The sequence below is a fragment of the Kitasatospora sp. NPDC088160 genome (assembly GCF_044741445.1).
Lineage (GTDB): Bacteria > Actinomycetota > Actinomycetes > Streptomycetales > Streptomycetaceae > Kitasatospora.
Genome location: NZ_JBIUSS010000038.1, coordinates 55,595 through 71,828, shown reverse-complemented (window position 1 = coordinate 71,828; position 16,234 = coordinate 55,595). Strand labels below are relative to the sequence as shown.

General features: G+C 70.6%; 17 protein-coding genes and 1 pseudogene. 9 read left to right on the top strand and 9 right to left on the bottom strand.

The genetic code is table 11. The annotated features are described in order from the left end of the window. Positions 1-108 precede the first annotated feature (108 nt). The 6 genes from ACIOGZ_RS39060 to ACIOGZ_RS39035 all read left to right on the top strand — a co-directional run bounded on the left by ACIOGZ_RS39060 (position 109) and on the right by ACIOGZ_RS39035 (position 7,893). Positions 109-543, top strand: a complete 435-nt coding sequence (locus ACIOGZ_RS39060) for an SMI1/KNR4 family protein (protein WP_400989439.1) — start codon at positions 109-111, stop codon at positions 541-543. A gap of 150 nt (positions 544-693) precedes the next feature. Continuing rightward, complete coding sequence (locus tag ACIOGZ_RS39055; protein WP_363633145.1) at positions 694-945, top strand: transcriptional regulator; 252 nt, start codon at positions 694-696, stop codon at positions 943-945. After that, entirely contained in the window at positions 942-1,613 is a 672-nt protein-coding gene (locus ACIOGZ_RS39050) for a nucleotidyl transferase AbiEii/AbiGii toxin family protein (RefSeq protein WP_400989437.1), read from the top strand. The genes ACIOGZ_RS39055 and ACIOGZ_RS39050 overlap by 4 nt, the downstream gene beginning before the upstream one ends. Before the next feature lie 366 nt (positions 1,614-1,979). Beyond that, positions 1,980-2,273: a hypothetical protein gene (locus ACIOGZ_RS39045; protein ID WP_400989435.1), complete on the top strand. Its 294-nt coding sequence runs from the start codon at positions 1,980-1,982 to the stop codon at positions 2,271-2,273. Between the two features lie 686 nt (positions 2,274-2,959). Beyond that, positions 2,960-3,667 (top strand): hypothetical protein, encoded by a 708-nt coding sequence (locus ACIOGZ_RS39040; protein WP_400989433.1) that lies wholly within the window; start codon positions 2,960-2,962, stop codon positions 3,665-3,667. Then, positions 3,595-7,893, top strand: coding sequence for an RICIN domain-containing protein (locus tag ACIOGZ_RS39035; protein ID WP_400989431.1), 4,299 nt, complete (start codon positions 3,595-3,597; stop codon positions 7,891-7,893). Before ACIOGZ_RS39040 ends, ACIOGZ_RS39035 begins: the two co-directional genes overlap by 73 nt. Positions 7,894-7,998: 105 nt before the next feature. On the opposite strand, the pseudogene ACIOGZ_RS39030 reads toward ACIOGZ_RS39035, so the two are convergent. After that, positions 7,999-8,160: pseudogene (locus ACIOGZ_RS39030) on the bottom strand (IS30 family transposase); the annotation flags it as partial. Between the two features lie 305 nt (positions 8,161-8,465). Here ACIOGZ_RS39030 and ACIOGZ_RS39025 point away from each other — a divergent pair. Continuing rightward, a complete protein-coding gene (locus ACIOGZ_RS39025) occupies positions 8,466-8,786 on the top strand; it encodes a hypothetical protein (RefSeq protein WP_363633155.1) in 321 nt (106 codons plus the stop codon). Continuing rightward, entirely contained in the window at positions 8,783-9,031 is a 249-nt protein-coding gene (locus ACIOGZ_RS39020) for a DUF5302 domain-containing protein (protein WP_363586091.1), read from the top strand. The genes ACIOGZ_RS39025 and ACIOGZ_RS39020 overlap by 4 nt, the downstream gene beginning before the upstream one ends. A 954-nt stretch (positions 9,032-9,985) precedes the next feature. On the opposite strand, the gene ACIOGZ_RS39015 is transcribed toward ACIOGZ_RS39020, so the two are convergent. The 4 genes from ACIOGZ_RS39015 to ACIOGZ_RS39000 form a co-directional block, all read right to left on the bottom strand. After that, the gene (locus ACIOGZ_RS39015) at positions 9,986-10,639 is read right to left on the bottom strand and encodes an SGNH/GDSL hydrolase family protein (protein WP_400989429.1); all 654 of its coding nucleotides are present in this window, start codon (positions 10,637-10,639) and stop codon (positions 9,986-9,988) included. A gap of 115 nt (positions 10,640-10,754) precedes the next feature. After that, complete coding sequence (locus ACIOGZ_RS39010; RefSeq protein WP_400989427.1) at positions 10,755-11,528, bottom strand: ABC transporter substrate-binding protein; 774 nt, start codon at positions 11,526-11,528, stop codon at positions 10,755-10,757. Positions 11,529-11,889: 361 nt separating this feature from the next. Then, the gene (locus ACIOGZ_RS39005) at positions 11,890-12,249 is read right to left on the bottom strand and encodes a hypothetical protein (protein ID WP_400989425.1); all 360 of its coding nucleotides are present in this window, start codon (positions 12,247-12,249) and stop codon (positions 11,890-11,892) included. Further along, positions 12,197-12,943, bottom strand: coding sequence for a metallophosphoesterase (locus tag ACIOGZ_RS39000; RefSeq protein WP_400989423.1), 747 nt, complete (start codon positions 12,941-12,943; stop codon positions 12,197-12,199). Before ACIOGZ_RS39000 ends, ACIOGZ_RS39005 begins: the two co-directional genes overlap by 53 nt. A 616-nt stretch (positions 12,944-13,559) precedes the next feature. On the opposite strand from ACIOGZ_RS39000, the gene ACIOGZ_RS38995 reads away from it, so the two are divergent. Continuing rightward, positions 13,560-13,802, top strand: a complete 243-nt coding sequence (locus ACIOGZ_RS38995; RefSeq protein WP_400989421.1) for a hypothetical protein — start codon at positions 13,560-13,562, stop codon at positions 13,800-13,802. Positions 13,803-13,987: 185 nt separating this feature from the next. Here ACIOGZ_RS38995 and ACIOGZ_RS38990 read toward each other — a convergent pair whose 3' ends face one another. The 4 genes from ACIOGZ_RS38990 to ACIOGZ_RS38975 all read right to left on the bottom strand — a co-directional run bounded on the left by ACIOGZ_RS38990 (position 13,988) and on the right by ACIOGZ_RS38975 (position 16,048). Further along, entirely contained in the window at positions 13,988-14,380 is a 393-nt protein-coding gene (locus ACIOGZ_RS38990; RefSeq protein ID WP_400989419.1) for a hypothetical protein, read from the bottom strand. A gap of 260 nt (positions 14,381-14,640) precedes the next feature. Beyond that, positions 14,641-14,781, bottom strand: a complete 141-nt coding sequence (locus ACIOGZ_RS38985; RefSeq protein ID WP_400989417.1) for a hypothetical protein — start codon at positions 14,779-14,781, stop codon at positions 14,641-14,643. Positions 14,782-14,921: 140 nt separating this feature from the next. After that, a complete protein-coding gene (locus ACIOGZ_RS38980) occupies positions 14,922-15,278 on the bottom strand; it encodes a hypothetical protein (protein ID WP_400989446.1) in 357 nt (118 codons plus the stop codon). After that, a complete protein-coding gene (locus tag ACIOGZ_RS38975) occupies positions 15,275-16,048 on the bottom strand; it encodes an aminotransferase class I/II-fold pyridoxal phosphate-dependent enzyme (protein ID WP_400845224.1) in 774 nt (257 codons plus the stop codon). Before ACIOGZ_RS38975 ends, ACIOGZ_RS38980 begins: the two co-directional genes overlap by 4 nt. Between the last annotated feature and the right edge of the window lie 186 nt (positions 16,049-16,234).

Genomic DNA, 16,234 nt, shown 5'->3' with positions numbered 1-16,234 from the left:
CCTCACCTCATCGACGGATGCCTCGCCACCACCGGCCTGATCATGGATGGCTGACCAGATCTCAGACCGACATCACGAATTCAACTTCAGTAGCTACGCTTCCGGGTCATGTGGAGACAAGTCGCCCGTGACGTGTTCCCCGACGCCGATTTCAGGGATCCCACCGACGAGGCAGTCCTCGCCGAGGCGGAGCGGAAGCTCGGGGAGGAGCTGCCGGACGGGCTAAAGCAGTTGTTGCTGGAGAGCAACGGGATCGTCGGGCAGACCGGCGTGGACACCGTCTGGAGCATCGAGCAGATCGTCGAGCAGAACATCTGCTTCCGGTCGGACGGCTCCTTCGCCCAGCTGTACATGCCGTTCGACGCCCTTCTGTTCTTCGGGGACAACGGTGGCGGCGACCAGTTCGCCTTCGTGCGGACGCCACGGAGGCCGGACGTCTTCGTCTGGGAACACGAGACCGACAGCCGCCGCTGGGCGGCCCGTGACCTGCGGGACTACCTTGGACGCTCACTCGCCGAGGGTGGAGACGCCTGGTATCAGTAGTCCCATGCCCGGGTGCCCGCAGACCGGCCGGGAAGGAGGGGGAAAATCGTCTGCATGACGCCGCTTGCTTCCGCCGACAGCCGTTCCGGGTAACCGGCCGCCCGCCTTCCGCGCTCCCTCGGGGAACTGGAAGGGCCGACGGCCGGCCGGGTGGAGCTTCCGCTGCACCTCGCATGGTCGGGCCTTCGCACCTTCGACCTGGAACAGCCGCGGCAGCGAATGGGCCTGTACCGGATCGTGCTGAACGAGGGCATGCGAGAGGACCTTCCACAGCTCCTGGACGCCGGCCTCCTCGTGGCACAGTGGCCGGTGCTGAGGACACTGGTCGGCCCCGCCGTCCGCACGGTGTGGGAGACCGCCTTCACCGAGCTCGCGATCGCAGCCCGCCCCGCCGCGGCGTGAGACTGACCCCGCTCCACCGGCGCCTGCTGGCCGACGTCCTCGCCGTCGGCGCCCCCTACCAGCTTGTGCTGACCGACGGCTACGCCGTCCAGGCCCACGGACTGGCCGACCGGCTCAGCCAGGACCTGGACGTCGCGACCGAACACCCGGCCGCGATGAAAGAGATCGCCGAAGCACTCACCGCAGGCCTGACCGAGCGGGGATGGCAGGTCCACGAGGTCGAGGTCGTCCCCCTGTCGGGCCGCCTGGTCGTCACCGACCCCGAGACCGGCGAGAGCTGCGAGGTCGACGTCCTCAAGGAACACCGCTGGAAGCCCGCCGTCCAACTGGAGTTCGGCCCCGTCCTGCACCTCGACGACGTCGTCGGCACCAAGATGCGCGCCCTCGCCGACCGCGGCTACGCCCGTGACCTGATCGACGTCCAGGCCGCCGCCCGCTGGTTCAGCCACCGCGATCTGGAAGACCTCGGACGCCGCCACGCCCGCGATACCTTCGACCTGGCCGAACTGCGTGACCGCCTGGCCGACGCGGACTGGATCGACGACGCCGAGTTCGCCGCGTACGGCCTCGACGGCGACGCGATCGCCGGCCTGCGGACGTGGGCGCAGGAGTGGGTTGGTGACCTGGACCGGCGCCTGGCCGCTGAAGGGGACTACGAGGACGGCTGACAAGGCCGCTTCCCTGGGTGCGGCCCCGGACGGCTACGGTGCCCGGGGCCTCCTCACGTCGGGGCCGGTGTTCACTCGAGGCCAGGCCGCTACGTCAGGTGGTCGCTCCAGCCGGGGTGGCCCTTGACGCACCGACCCGAATCAGCAGCCGCCGGGCGTCGGCGTGCCGGAGGTGCCTCCGGTGGTGTAGGTGTGCCAGTCGCCCTGGCCCGACACACCGCAGAAACCGTCGTTGCTGACTTGAGCCCAGGCCACGACGCTCCAGGTGTCCGGGTCGTGGCTGTGGATGTTGGCTCCGTAGGGAGCCTGGCCGCCGGCAGCCCCGGGGAAAAACCCCTACAGGCCGCCATCGCCGACTACGCTGACATGGCCCTCCAGACCCTGCTCGCCGCCGCCCACGGCGTCCACGACGGCCTGCCCGCCGACCAACTGGACGACGCCGTCACCCGCATGCGGACCGACACCGGCACCCGAATGGCCAAACTCCTCGCCCAGACACTGCGCCTGTGGTCCGAGCGCCCGGCGGACCTGCAGACGATCGACGACATGGCCCACGTGCTGATCAGCGCACTCCTCGTCCTCACCGCCGACGGCGACCAGGAGAACGTGCTGCCGCTGCTCGCGCAACTGCGGGTCGGCGCGCTGGCCTCGGGAACCTGACACGGGAACGGTCGGCTCCGTTCAGCCGCACGGCCGCGCGCCGTCCGCTGTACGGCCCCGGTGCCGCGCTGTACGACAGTGTGATGACCACGGGGGGAGCGCAGACCGACTGGCGACAGGCCGAGGCCCCTCGCGCTCGAATCGGACGCAGTTGGTTAATCCGGGGGCCTGACTACTTCGCCCCGTCGAGCGGTTGCTCGGCGGGGCGAAGTGCTGCGAAGGGTCCCCGTTACGCATTGCAGCCGATCCCGCACCCTACCCGAGGTAGGTCCGCTGCCGCCGACGGATCATCCCGGATGTCCGGGACGGCAGTGGTCTACGTGGCTCGGTCGAGGAGGACCGCCGCTAGCGGGCCTGACCGCAGTGGCCCGTGCCCTCGCGGGGCACGGGCCACCACCTGGACATCAGTCCTGGAACTGCGGGCGGGCCTTCGTGGGTTGCGGCGCCGCAGGCCCCGGAGCCCCTCGATTCTCCGACGCACCCTCACATGCCCCGGCGCGCCGTCGTTCGGCCGTTTATGCCGCGTATATCTCCGCCTGGTTCGATGCCGGTCGGCGAACGGCGTCCCGCGGGAGCCGGTCCAGTTCCCGCGATGTGAGGACGGCATGCTCGAGCACCACAGCCCACCACGGCCGGTACGAAACCCGGTGAAACCACCGTTCCTCACTCGGCCTCGGGCATCGGGTGTGACGGGCGTACTGATCCTGGCCCTGCTCGCCACGCTGGTGCAGTTCCTCCCGGTGCTCACCTCGTCGGCGTCCGCCGCAGTGGCCGACCACTCGGTGGCGACCTGGAACATGCAGCGGAAGAAGAAGAACTGGCAGATCGCGCTGACCTACCTCCTCCCGGGGCGCGAGGCGGTGGCCCTCCAGGAGGTGCCGGACACCGTCACCGCACCGAGGGGCTACGACCTCTACTCGCCGGTGCCCAACGACCCGGTCGACATCGGGACCTTCAGGCGATCCGGAGGGGCGAAGAACAACACGTACTCCGTGTACAAGCACGAGTGGACGGTCACGGGCCGTCCCGCCCCGGACGCGGACACCGTCTACATCTACTACCTCAACACCAACAGCACCGGCACGAACATCGCGTTCATGACCCACGCGAACCTGGACGTCCGCGACGGGCAGGGGCAGGTCGACGTCATCGGCTGGCGGGACGACTTCGACGTTCCCGGCAAGTATCCGAAGCCCATGCTGGGGCTCAAGCTCGGTGACACCTGGTTCTACAGCGCGCACATGCTCACGGACGGTGGCGACGATGCCGTCGACCAGCTCACGGCGGTCGACGCGGCGAGGCCGGGGCAGAAGTGGGCGTCATGGGCGATTTCAACCGCAAGCCGGCGACTCTGGCCGGGGCGCTCGCGGCGCACCCCGGGTGGCGCGCGATAAGGAGCCGTCAGGACACCCGGCCGACAAGCCCGGTACGGGAACGCGAACTGGACTACATGGTCGCGAGTGACCCGACGGGCATAGCCCAGGAGTACACCGGCTTCGTCCAGGGATACTTCAACGACACCCAGTCCGACCACCGGCCCGTCGGGTTCCGGCTGGAACCGAATCCCCAGGACCGTCAGAACGGGCGGGACCACTGTCCGCAGGGCCTTCCGCCGCTCCCCCGCGTCGCGGCCGTACCGGCCGCCGCCACCACCGCGGCCGACACCACCACCGCGCAGACACCCGCGAGCGCCGACCCGTCGGCACCACAGCACGGCAGGACCTCGGTCCTCACCTCGGCCTCCGGCAACCTGGTCGCCGACGTGACGGGCGGTTCACCGGCCGCCGGCACGGGGGTGCGCGCCGCCGCACCCGCCTGTGCCCCGCAGCAGAACTGGGCGACCTGGCAGAAGTCCGACGGCACCTGGGTGATCGAGACCGGACTGACCAACGGCACCACCGCCGCAGGGCAGGGCAGCGTGCTCGGTCTCCCCACGTACGGCGACCAGGTGGCGATCCGCCCGATCGAGAACGACGCCACCGGAAAGCCCGACGGCAGTCCGGGCCAGCGCTGGCGGTTCACCCCGTCCGTCGACGAGGACGGCTCGTACCAGATCACCGCCGCGTCCACCGGGGCCTGCCTCACCGCCTCGACGGACGGGGCCGGACTGACCACGAAGGCCTGCGACGGGTCCGACCGGCAGCGGTGGCGGCTGTCCATGCCCTGCAACGGGCCCGGTCACGCCGTTCCGGGATTCCCGGACACTCCGTGGCCGACCGTGGCGGACCACCCCGAGTTGACCTGGCCGTCCCTGCCCGCGCATCCGGCCATCGCCTGGCCGTCCGTCCCCGGCTACCCGAACATCCCCATGCCCGGCCACCCCGACCTGCCGGAGATCCGCTGGCCCGGGTTCCCGACCGTGCCGAGCCGGCCGTGGCCGACGATCGGCGGCCACCCCGACGCCACCTGGCCCTCCGTGCCGGGCTTCCCGACCGTCCCCTGGCCCGCGATGCCCGGACACACCGACGTCCCGTGGCCGGTGCTGCCACTGCCCGGCAACGGGAACGACGACGGCACCGCCCTGGTCCCCGGCCTCCCCGCGGCCACCGACCCGGCGATCCCGGACCACCCGGGCCTCGCCTGGCCGACCGTCCCCGGGTTCCCCCAGGTCAAGTGGCCCTCCGTCCCCGGCAATCCGACCGTTCCGTTCCCCGGCCACCCCGCCATGCCCACCGTCACGTGGCCGGGCGCGCCGTCGTTCCCGTCCGTCCCGTGGCCCCAGCTGCCGGACCAGCCCTCCTGGAGCTGGCCGTCGATCCCGGGCTTCCCGACGATCCCGTGGCCGTCGCTGCCCGGTCTGCCGAACGTGCCGTGGCCGACCACCTCGGGCTTCCCGAACGACCCCGCCGCGTCCGCCAATCCGCCCAAGGCCCCGGAACAGCCGAACAAGTGCGAGCCGGCGGACACCAACCAACCGGCCGCCGACGACGACGCCCCGCCCGGCCCCGGCGATCCCAACCCCGGTGGCGGTGGCACACCCGGCGGCGGCCCGTCCGTGCCCGCGCTCCCCGCCATCGGCCTGCCCGGCTTCCCGCCGCTGCCCAGCCTGCCCTCCTGGGGAGGCACCCCCGGCGGGCCGAGCTGGCCCAGCGGACCCGGCGGCGGTACGCGGCCGGAGCCGACCCAGGGGATCAGCATCGTCTCCGCCGCCGACGCCCAACTGGTGCCGGACGTACGCGGCGGCGTGCCCGCCGTGGGCACGCCCGTCCAGGCGTGGCAACCCAACTCGACCGACTCCCAGCGCTGGGCGTTCTGGGACCGGGGCAACGGCAACTGGCTGATCGAGTCCCGGCTCACCTACGGCGGCAACCGCCCGGAGGAGCGGCTGGTCCTCGGGCAGGACACCGCCTCCCACCGCACCGAGCTCCAGGCGGTGGCGGCGGACCGGACGAACCAGCTCTGGAAGTTCGCCGACGCCGGGAACGGCTGGTCGACGATCACCAACGGTGACGGCGGCGGCTGCCTGACCCTGTCCGCGTCCGGCCAGCCGCTGACGGTCGGCACCTGCGACGGCTCCGACCGCCAGAAGTTCCGCCTGACCGGCCCCACCGGCAGTGACGGTGGCGGTGACGCCGGCTCGGTGCCCGTCTACTCGGCGTTCCCGGGCAAGTGCCTGGACGTCACCGGAGGCAACACGGCCGACAAGACCCCGATCGACCTGTACGACTGCAACAACACCCGCTCCCAGCGCTGGACGCCGTCCGCGAGCAGCGGCGTCTTCACCCTGAAGGCGTTCGACAAGTGCCTGGACGTGGCCGGGGGCCTCACCAACCGCGGCACCCGGGTCGGCCTGTACACCTGCAACGGCACCCCTGCCCAGAACTGGCAGCAGGGCGACAACAGTTCACTCGTCAACCCCGCCTCGGGCAGGTGCCTGGACGTCACCGACGGCAACTCCGCGAACGGCACCGCCCTGCAGATCTGGGACTGCAACGCGACCGACTCGCAGCGCTGGGGCCTGGGCAGCGTCCCGCCCCGCGCGCCCCAGCAGCCGGCGCCGAAGCCGGGCACCGGCCCGGTGGTCAACCCCGGCGTCGGAGCCGGGCAGGTCTCCACCCTCGTCTCCGGGAACAACGGGATGGTGGCGGACCTGGACGGCGGCACCACCAACTCCGGTACGTCGATCAAGGCGCTCGGCGCGAACGGCAACGACGCGCAACGCTGGGCGTTCTGGGCCACCGCGAACGGGCGGTGGATCATCGAGACCCTGCTCACCGACGGGAAGACGGCGGCGGGCCAGGGCATGGTCATGGACCACGACCCGGGCAACCACCGCACTCACCTGATCCGGACCATGGACGGCAACGCCAACCAGCACTGGGCCTTCCACGACGCGAGCAACGGCTGGTTCTGGATCACCAGCGACACCGACAACAACTGCCTCACCGCCAACAACCCCGGCGAAGCCCTCGCCATCAGCCCCTGCGACGGCAGCGACCGCCAGAAGTGGCGCCTCGACAACGTGGCCCAGGGGCCGTCCGCTCCCCAGCCGCAGCCGCAGCCGCAGCCGCAGCCCCAGCCCGGCGGCGGATCCTCCGGCGGGTCGCCTGGCGGTCCGGTGGTCGGTCCGAACATCGGCAGCAGCCAGGTCGCCACGCTCCGGTCGAACAACAACGGCCTGGTCGCCGACCTCGACGGCGCCAACACCGCCTCCGGCACCTCCATCAAGGCGCTGGGCGGCAACGGCAACGCCGCCCAGCGGTGGGCGTTCTGGGACGCGGGCAACGGCCAGTGGATCGTCGAGACCCTCCTCACGGACGGCAAGGCCGCGCCGGGCCAGGGCATGGTGATGGACCACAACCCCGGCGTCCACCGCACCCACCTGACGCAGAACCAGCAGGGGAACGCCAACCAGCGCTGGTCCTTCCGCGACGCGGGCAACGGCTGGTACTGGATCGTCAGCGCCACCGACGGTGGCTGCCTCACCGCCAACAACGCCGGTGAGCAGCTCGGGGTGTGGCGGTGCGACGGCTCCGACAAGCAGCGCTGGCGCCTGGACAACGTCCAGAACGGCCCGACCCCCGGTGGCGGCGGCGGCTCCGGAGGAGGCGGCGGCAACACCGGTGGCGGAGGCGGTGGCGGAGGCGGCAACACCGGTGGTGGTGGCCAGCCGTCCTCCGACTGCGCCCTCCAATCCCCCGGCGCGGAGCGCCAGGGCTCCTGGATGTGGAGGAACTTCACCATCTGCCGCGGCCAGACCTTCGAGGCCACCGGGAACCCGGACCAGTGGACCGTCCTGAAGATGGAGGACAACGGTGAACTGGCGCTCTGGTACACGGAGGTCAACGAACTCGGGCAGGAGCGCCGGGTGAAGGAGTGGAGCGCTCCGGGCAGCGCCGGCTGCGGCACCCGGGCGACCATGCAGACGGACGGCAACTTCGTCGTCTACGGCGTCGGCAACCAGGCCTGCTGGTCCTCCGGCACCGCCGGCTACACCAACGCCTGGCTGGAGATCAACCAGTCGGGAACGCTCTCGATCTGGTGGACCGACCAGAACCTGGCCCAGATCGGACTGGGCGGGCTGCTCACCTGGATCGGCTTGATCCCGCACCTGGAGTGGAGGGCCGGCACCCAGCACAAGATCTCCGTTCCCAACTGCGGCAGGATCAAGTGCTTCTGACGCCGGATCCTGACCGATCGCGCCGCTGACGGCGTCCGGTGAAATCGAAGGCCCGCCCCCATACCTGGCGGTTCCTAACGGTCGTTGCAACACGTGGTCGGTTGTCTAGGCCGCGATGAGTTTAGCCAGACGCTCGGCTGGGGTTTCCCAGCCGAGCGTTTTGCGTGGGCGGCGGTTGAGCTGGTCGGCGACGGCGGCCAGCCGTTCGGGGGTGTGGACCGACAGGTCGGTGCCCTTCGGGAAGTACTGCCGCAGCAGGCCGTTCCTGTGACGCGAGGTCCACCGCCAGCTCGCCCCGCACACCGAGCCCATGCCCGGCACCCGCGACGCGTTCGCCCCGGTCGCCCATCGACCCCGCCACGAGTCAGCTGATCGTCCCCGACATCCGGCGCGGCCGAAGCCACAACCCTGCGGCCGCCACCCAGACCGAGCGCCGCTTCGACCTCGTCGACCTCGATCCGTTCGCGTACACGACCCCCGCCAAGATCCGCGCGCTCGTCGACCACCTGGCCGGGATCGAGGATCAGCTGTGCCTCCTTCGCGCCCAGCCGGGGATGCTCACCTGCGGCGCCATGCCCGAGTACCTGTTCCGCCGCACCGGCGGCGTCATCGGCCTGCTACGGCGACTGATCGAGGACGGCTGCACCGAGGCGATGGCCCGCGGCCAGGAGCGGCTGACCACCGAGCTGCTGGACGGCGCCGTCATCCGACCCGAGCAACTCGGCGATCTCGACGCCCTGGCCGGTGAGGTCCCCGCCATCCCGACCGTCACTCGACCGCAGGTTCTGTCCGTACAGGATCGGTACCCACCCGCAGATGGGGCGCTTGGGCATGACATGGTGTGCGTGAAGTCAACAACCGCCACCATCCCTCAAGGAAGAGGTTCTACATGAGCAGCGACGTGAAGTCATCTGAGAACCCGGAGAACACCGAGAGCCCGGAGGCCACGGAGGCTGCCGAGGCCCCCGCGCCAGCCACCCAGGACGACGTCAAGGCCCGGTTCCTCGCCGCTCTGGAGCGCAAGCACGGCGCCAAGTCCGATAGCGCGGCCGGCGGCCCGAGTGGCGACTCGAAGATCCACGGCGCTCACGGCGCGGTGGGCGGCAAGCGCAACTTCCGCCGCAAGAGCGGTGGTTGATGAGTCCGGTTCACGCCGGTGGCCGCCAGGCCTGGTCCTGACCGGGCGGCCGTAGCTGTACGCGACAGGCAAGGTCTTCGTTCGAGTGCGCCGAGTGCGGGGCCTTGCCTGCCGGGGATCGGCAGGGCACGTGGAGAAGGCGGCGCCGGGTGCCGGCCCCGGAGGCCGTCCCGCCGAGCACCGCCGCCCTCCTCTACAGCGCCGCCATCCTGGTGACGGGCACGTCCCTGTGCCTCGCCGCCCTGGTCCTGACCACCGCACCCGCCGCCCTCGCCCTGCTGCTCCGCGCCGCCCGACACCTGGGGCCCGGGCACGACGCACTCGAGCGTCTGGACAGCGTGACCGTGCTGTTCCTGCTCGGCGCTCGGCCAGTACGAGCGGTTCCTGCGCCAGCCCGGCCGCTGGCTCTACGTGCCGTTGGCGGATTGCCCGTGCCACGATGTGCTTGGGGGCCGGGACAATGTGCAAGCCATGCTCGATGCACTGCCGTCGGCTGCACGCCGTGAACTGAGCCAGATCGTGGCCAGGCTCGACGCAGAGTTCGAGCGTCGCACCTTGCCGGATCCGTATGCGTCCCGATGGTTGACCAGCCCTTGGTGGGACTTGCCGAGCTGCCCCTGGTGGCACCGGCGGTTGACCAAGCCGTAGGCGATTCCGCGAGGCATCGGCCGCTCCCCGCCGCGGGCGGAAGGCCTTCAGCGGCGGGGATGGACGCACGAGAGCAGACTCGCTTGGCGGGGTTCATGGAAGTGACTACTCCGGTGCCGATCACGGTCAACCGACCCAATGTGGCTGGTCAACGCGACACTATGTCGGGTTGACCAGCCGTATTGCTGCTTGGGAACGCTTCCAGCCCTCCGAGCATGCGAGAGGCCGGAAGCGTCGTTGCTAGTCAGGCGGGGTTCGTGGGGCGGGCCAGAGGGAGGGGCGGGTGGCGCCGGCAGGTGTGGGTGTTCAGAGGTCGGCGCGCAGAGCGGGAAGATAGCCGTTTGCCTGGCCGGCGGCGTTGGGGTGGTACGAGCCGGAATTGAGAATGAGGCCGTTGAGGAACGGAGCCGCGTCGCAGAGCTCGTGGCCGGCGAACAGGGTGGCCACGTCCTGGTAGACGAATCCGGCGCACTTGGCGACCTCGCCCTCGATGACGCTGTTGAGCGTGTCGGCCCCTCGGTTGAGCGCGGCACGCTTGGTGGCGCCCATACCGGCGCAGAGGCTGGGGCTGGCCGGGTTGAAGAACCGCGGGTAGCCGGTGACCACGACACGGGCACCGGACGCACGCTCCCGTACCGCGCTGTACACAGCGTCGAGGCGGGCCGGCAGCTGAGTGCGGGCGGTCTGTTCGGCCGTGTCGACGGCGCCGACGCAGGTGTTGTCGCCGCCGAACTGGCAGCTCCGCATGACGTCCTTGAAGTCGACGTCGTTGCCGCCGACGGTCAAGCTGACCAGGGTGGTGGTCGGGCTGAGCGGGGCGAGCTGGGTGGCCGGGACGTCGGTGGTGACGGCTCCGCCGCACGCCTGGAAGCTGAATGAGGCCGGTGCCGTCTGCTGGGCGAACAGGGAGGGGTAGGCGGCCGCGCTGCGGTGGCAGGTGTCGTCGAGATAGCTGTCCACGACGAACCGGTGCCCGCGGCGTAGGAGTCGCCAGGATGGTGGAGGTGGAGCTGGGGCCGGTGGCGACGCGCAGTCCGTCTGCGGGGGCCTGCTTGAGCTGGGCGGGCGTCTCGGCTCAGATCAGGTCGGTGTGGCCGGAGCGCAGCGACTGGTAGCGGCTGTCGGCGTCGGGCAGCACCCGGTAGACGAGCCTGTCGGCGTGGCCCTTGTCGCCCCAGTAGGAGGGGTTGCGGGCGACGGTCACCGAGACGCCCGGCTGGACGCTCTCCACGGTGGACGGGCCGGAGCCGACTGCGGGTGCGTCGCCGGCTGGGGCCTGGAAGACGTAGCCGAGGGAGCGGGTGAACAGGTTGGGGAAGGCCGCGTTCGGAGTCTTGAGGGTGAAGACGACGCTGGTCGGGCTGTTCACTGTCATGCCGCCGATGGTGGCGGCGTCGGTGGCGCAGGAGCACTTGCTCTCCGGCTTGGCCAGCCGGTTGACGTGGTCGGCCACGGCCTGGGCGTCCAGCGGCTTGCCGTCGCTGAACTTCACGCCTTCGCGCAGCTCCAGGGTCCAGGCAGTGGCGTCCGCGTTGGAGGTGAAGGCCTTGGCCAGATACGGCTTCACGGCGCCGTTGTCGCCGGTGACCATCAGCGGGTCGTACAGCGCGTTGGCGAGGACCAGCACGGGGAGCGAGGTCAGTGTGCCGTCGGCCGGGTCGAGCTTGGCGAACGGGTGGTCCAGGCCGACTCTGAGTGTGCCGCCGTCGGTCGCCGGGCCGTCGGCGGCCGGGGCGGCCTGGGCGGAGCCGTCGGACACCGGGTCGTCGGAGGCCGAGCAGGCGCCGGCGGTGAGTGCGAGGGGGACGGTGCAGATGGCCGCTGTCAGAACGTGCTTGTGCCGTTTCATGGTTCCTCGGTCTCCTCGGAGGCGTGCCCGTTCGGCTGCCGTCGCGACCAACCATAGAAAAGTGGCGTCGCTCCACGGCATCGAGACTTGCAGGGCGCAGATCCGGCCCCGCCCCCGGCTTGGACCGGCACCCCGGGCGGTCGGCACGGGGTGCCGGCCGTCCCGGGGCGGGCTCTGCTGGCGAGGCAGGCCCTATCTCAGGCCGTAGTCGTAGCCGCCGGGGAAGGCGACCTGTCCGACGCGCCGCGCGGAGACGGGGTGGACAGGAGATGCCGGCCGGGGCGGGCCCGCAGCCAAAGGCCTCGACCAGGGAGCGCGTGATGCGGAGGTGTGGCCTACCGCGGTTCGGTGCTGTACGGGCTTACGGCCGGCGCATCGGGCGCGGTTCGCCGAAGCGTTCCTCGAACTCGGCGTCGCTCAGGGCCTGGAGCTCCTCTCCGGTGATCCGGCCCGCCAGCAGGTCGGCGAGGAAGACGGGGAGCGGCGCGGCACGCATGGTGTCGGTGATCCCGCCGGACACGGTGTGGACCTCGCTGTCGACGCGACCGTCGGGATGCAGGGTGTAGGTGCGGTAGCCGGGGTCCTGGAAGGTCCGGTTCAGGTGGTCGATGCTGAAGAAGGTCGACGGGCACACGTACACGGGGCGCCCCTCGAACTCGCCGGACAGGTCACCGTGCAGGTGGCCGGCGCCGATCGCGCGAATCTTGGGGAAGTCGCTCATCAGTGCGGTGAGTTCGCGGTAGCTCTGGACGTCCGGGGCGGTCTGGAGCAGCGGCGGCTGGTGCAGCCACACGAAGACGTGTTCCGCCCGGGTGGTGGCCAGGATCGCGCGGGCGCGTTCCTCCTCGACCGGGGCGAGGCCGGGCTGGGCGGGCCGCGTGCACCCGGTCGTCGCGGTCGCGGTAGGTGCCGTCGGCGGCGGCCTCGCGGCCGTGCGCGTTGGTGTCGAGGAACAACATCAGCCAGTTCCCGAGCCGGACAGCGGGCTCCACGTGGACGTTGGGGCGGGGCAGGCAGGCCTGCAGTGTGTCCTGCCGGTCGTGGTTGCCGGCGAGGCAGTAGACCGGGGTGGGGAGTGCGTCCAGGACCTCGCCCATCCGCTCGTACGCGACCGGCTCGCCGATGTCCGTCAGGTCTCCGGTGGCGACCACCAGCGCGGCGTCCGTGATCGCCTGCTTCGCGTCCGCGAGGACGGCGGCGAGCCCGTCGTCGGGTTCGTGACCGACGAAGCTCCGGGCCCCGGAGCGTCCCGGAGGTGCAGGTCGGATATCTGGACGATGCCGATGGTTCCGGTGTTCGGAGCGGCCGGGTTCGTGTGTCGCTTCATGCGCCCTCGCTTGGTGAGGAAAGACCACAGGTTCGTCGACGGACGCTCCCAAGGTAGAGAAGTGGCACGACTGCCAAATGGCATTCATGCAAATCTCTACCGGCCGCTGGCTTGCGATGCGGGGCCACGAAATCACTTTGACGACACTGCCTAGCCGCGATGATCACGCCTTTCGCCGGAGGAGATGCGTGCGAAGCACGGACCCGCCTGACTGTCGCTGTCCGGCACGGGCAGTTCCCCGCCTGGCAAACTCACACCAATCCCACGCCGATTGCCCAACGGGAAACGATCTTCGGCCGGACGGGAACCGAAGCGGATACGCTTGCAGCCACTGCAGGTCAGCGGATTCTGTCGGTCGGCCATCACACCGCGTACGACACCTCGACGGGAAGCGTCGTACGCTGACCCGTCTCAGCGAAGTTTGACTGAGCGGTGGTTGTCTCGCCGAAGTTTGACCGCCCGGTCCAGTGTCCGACGATGCCCAGGGTGTTGAGGTGCCGGAAGTCGACCCGGTGGCCAAGGCGACGGTATCGCCCTGGCTTCACCTGTCCTGACCAGTGGCGGAACTGAAACGCGGTAGGCGGCAGTTGTCCACGTCAGCACGCACACTTGACGCTCCGTGCGGAGTGGTCACACACGGGGGAGCGCCCGGCAGGCTGTGAGGCGGTCTGCCGGGCGGGGCTCCCCAGGGGATGGAGATGCAGATGACAGGTAGTCAGGTAGCGCGCGGCGCGGTGTTCGGCCTGCTGGCGGACGGTGAGCCACCGGCCCCGGGGGAGAACCCCGGCGGGGAAGGGCTGGCGGGGTTGATCGTCGCGGTCCTGGAGCGGATGGGCTGGACCGCTGGCATGGGAGTGCTGGGAGTGCTGGCCGTCCTCGCCGGGGGCGCGTGGATGTGGGGCCGGGCGCCGAAGGCCACCGGCGAGGAGAGGCACCGGGCCCGATAGGGCGGCGTCGTCCTCGCCAGGCCGAGATCCTGCGGGCGGCGGCCCGGGACCACCGCTCTCCTCGCGCCGCTTCCCGGCTCTGACTGACCTGCACTGCAGGCCTTCCTACCCTCGGCCACTGGTGATCTCCGAGCGGCACCTGGACAATGGTATGCACCAGGCCCTCCTCCGGGACAGGATGCCGGTCAGCAGCGATCGGCGGGAAACCTGGCCGTGATCGGCCCGCCGGCCCGTCGGCGCTCCAGCCATACCGGCCGTCCCTTGAGTCCGACGATGGCTGGTGTGACGTACAGGAGCCCCGCCTCTTCGCCGGGTTCGGCAGTGTTGTAGGCCGCGGCGACGATCAGGCGCAACACGCTGACGACAGCGCCGTTGGCGTCGGTTCCGCAGCCGCGCGGGTCGAGATGGGCGGCCAGGTCGAGCAGAGCTCCGAGCAGCGTGTCGGTGATCGAGGCGATGGGCGCGCCGTCCAGGGCGCGCGGCCAGGACCGTCGTGAAGGCCTGACGTAACGCCAGGAAGCCGATTGTGGAAGCCCCGACAGATGAGATCCGCGATCGGAACGCGACCGCGATCCCACCGGACAATCGTCCCTTGGGTGAAGGAGGCGGCGTGCGCGGGACCGCGCCCGCCCGTGGGCGTGTCCGTATCCTTGTCATCACTTCAGGGAAACTCTCGTGTTGGAACGGCGAGTTGATGGACAGCCTTCGGCTCCCGGGCGTGAGAGCCCACACATCGGCCCATCCCCGGGGCTCGGTCGGCCCAGCACTCAGGCCGGTGAGGATCCCGCCCTGCGTGATCCGTGTTCCCCTCTGGCTTCGCGCGCCCCTTGCCCCTTGGTCAGTCCGGTCGGCCGATCACGCGCTGGTGTCGAATCCAGTGGCAGAGGTTGACCGGCCACACCAGCAGAACGAACAGGTACGCGACGGCGAAGACCACGCGCGTAGTGGTGTCCGTGCCGCCGACTCCGTGCAGCGCCATGTCCCGGTGCATCCGCTGCGGCGTGTGCGAGGACCTCCCTACCGGTTCCGACGTACGGCACCAACACGAGCGTGATCATCATGTTCCACCTCCAGGTGCCTTGAAGGAAAGGGCCGGTGCCGCCTGCTCGGTTGGGGTCTTCACTGCCTCGCACGCTCCAGCTCGGTGTGCAGCCGTTGCAGTCCCGTCGCCGTTCGTGCCGCGGACTCGGACAGGTTGACTCGCAGGTACCGGCCGGGGTGAAGAGCCCTCCAGGCGGCGGCGGTGCCGGCGTGGAGGACCGTGGGGTTCAGGCGTAGCCCGTTCACGGCGCACCGGTGGACCCAGTCCAGGAAGTCCGCGTTCTGGAGGTGCAGTTGCGGGAACGCGGAGTACTCGGCGAAGGGGACCAGGCCGTCGGTGAAGGCGAGCGGGCTGGCCGGTCCGGTGAGCAGCTCGCTGTTGCTGCGGAAGCGCTGGGCCATGGCGTCCAGGTGGGCGTGTACCTGGTGGGTCACGGCGGTGTCGGGAAGGTTGGGCAGGCCAGGTGCTGCTGCAGTGCGCGGTTGCGGGTGATGATCGCGGCGCCGCGCAGGCCCGGCATCGCGAGGTCCTTCGAGGCGGTCATGATGACCGCGCTGTGGGTGAGGGCGAGTTCCTGCATCCGGGCCTGGATCGCGGCCTCCAGGACGATGGGCTCGTGGTGGGCGCCGAGTTGGAACACGGGATCGAGGAGGGTGAAGTCCGGGCAGCCGTTCGGTCGGGTGAAGAGCGTTCCGGTGACGCCGTTCGGCAGGACTTCGACGAGGGCACTCGGGCGGTCGGGCTGGGCGCCGTTGAGGTGGACGGCGCCGTCGTGGCGGTAGTAGGCCGCGACGGGTGTGCCCCAGTGGGCCGCGGACTGGTCGAAGCCGTAGTAGTTCGGGATCGGCAGGGTGAGGCTGTGGCCGGTGGCCGCGAGGTGACCGATGGTCAGGCTGACGGCTTCGGTGCCGCCCTGGACGAAGGTGATGTCCTGGCGGGTCAGAGGAATTCCGAGCCGGGCCGAGGTGAGTTCGGCGAAGGCCGCCTTGGCTCCTCCGTTGAAGGGATCGGAGTAGCGGGACAGGCTGCTGCGGGCGGCGAGGTTGTGCAGCAGCACGCCGAGGTGGCGTCCGAGATCGGGCGAGGGCGGGTAGAAGTTGCAGCCTTCGCCGATCTCGAACGCGTCCTGGGGGGATCCGGCGCGCAGGCGGGCGAACGCGGTGAGGCACTCGGCCTGGGCCGGTGCGGGGTTGGTCTGGTGCATGCCCGGCTTTCGCGCGCCTGGTCCGGGGCGCTGGCCGGGCGTCTGCGTTGCAGACGGTGGGAGACCAGCCGATCGGGCGGGTGACGCGGGGACGTTCGGCTGGGGCGGGCGGGATTTCCCAGCGCAGTCCCCGGTCTTCGCCATGGTGTTCGAGGACGAGGCGAGCCGCGGCGGGCAGGTCCGGTA

Bases quoted from the DNA above. Each gene is read 5' to 3' on its own strand.
- ACIOGZ_RS39060 (WP_400989439.1), top strand. From the start codon at position 109: ATGTGGAGACAAGTCGCCCGTGACGTGTTCCCCGACGCCGATTTCAGG.
- ACIOGZ_RS39045 (WP_400989435.1), top strand. From the start codon at position 1,980: ATGGCCCTCCAGACCCTGCTCGCCGCCGCCCACGGCGTCCACGACGGC.
- ACIOGZ_RS39035 (WP_400989431.1), top strand. From the start codon at position 3,595: ATGGGCGATTTCAACCGCAAGCCGGCGACTCTGGCCGGGGCGCTCGCG.
- ACIOGZ_RS39025 (WP_363633155.1), top strand. From the start codon at position 8,466: ATGCCCGAGTACCTGTTCCGCCGCACCGGCGGCGTCATCGGCCTGCTA.
- ACIOGZ_RS39020 (WP_363586091.1), top strand. From the start codon at position 8,783: ATGAGCAGCGACGTGAAGTCATCTGAGAACCCGGAGAACACCGAGAGC.
- ACIOGZ_RS39010 (WP_400989427.1), bottom strand. From the start codon at position 11,528: ATGAAACGGCACAAGCACGTTCTGACAGCGGCCATCTGCACCGTCCCC.
- ACIOGZ_RS39005 (WP_400989425.1), bottom strand. From the start codon at position 12,249: ATGAGCGACTTCCCCAAGATTCGCGCGATCGGCGCCGGCCACCTGCAC.
- ACIOGZ_RS39000 (WP_400989423.1), bottom strand. From the start codon at position 12,943: ATGAATGCCATTTGGCAGTCGTGCCACTTCTCTACCTTGGGAGCGTCC.
- ACIOGZ_RS38995 (WP_400989421.1), top strand. From the start codon at position 13,560: ATGACAGGTAGTCAGGTAGCGCGCGGCGCGGTGTTCGGCCTGCTGGCG.
- ACIOGZ_RS38985 (WP_400989417.1), bottom strand. From the start codon at position 14,781: ATGGCGCTGCACGGAGTCGGCGGCACGGACACCACTACGCGCGTGGTC.
- ACIOGZ_RS38975 (WP_400845224.1), bottom strand. From the start codon at position 16,048: ATGCACCAGACCAACCCCGCACCGGCCCAGGCCGAGTGCCTCACCGCG.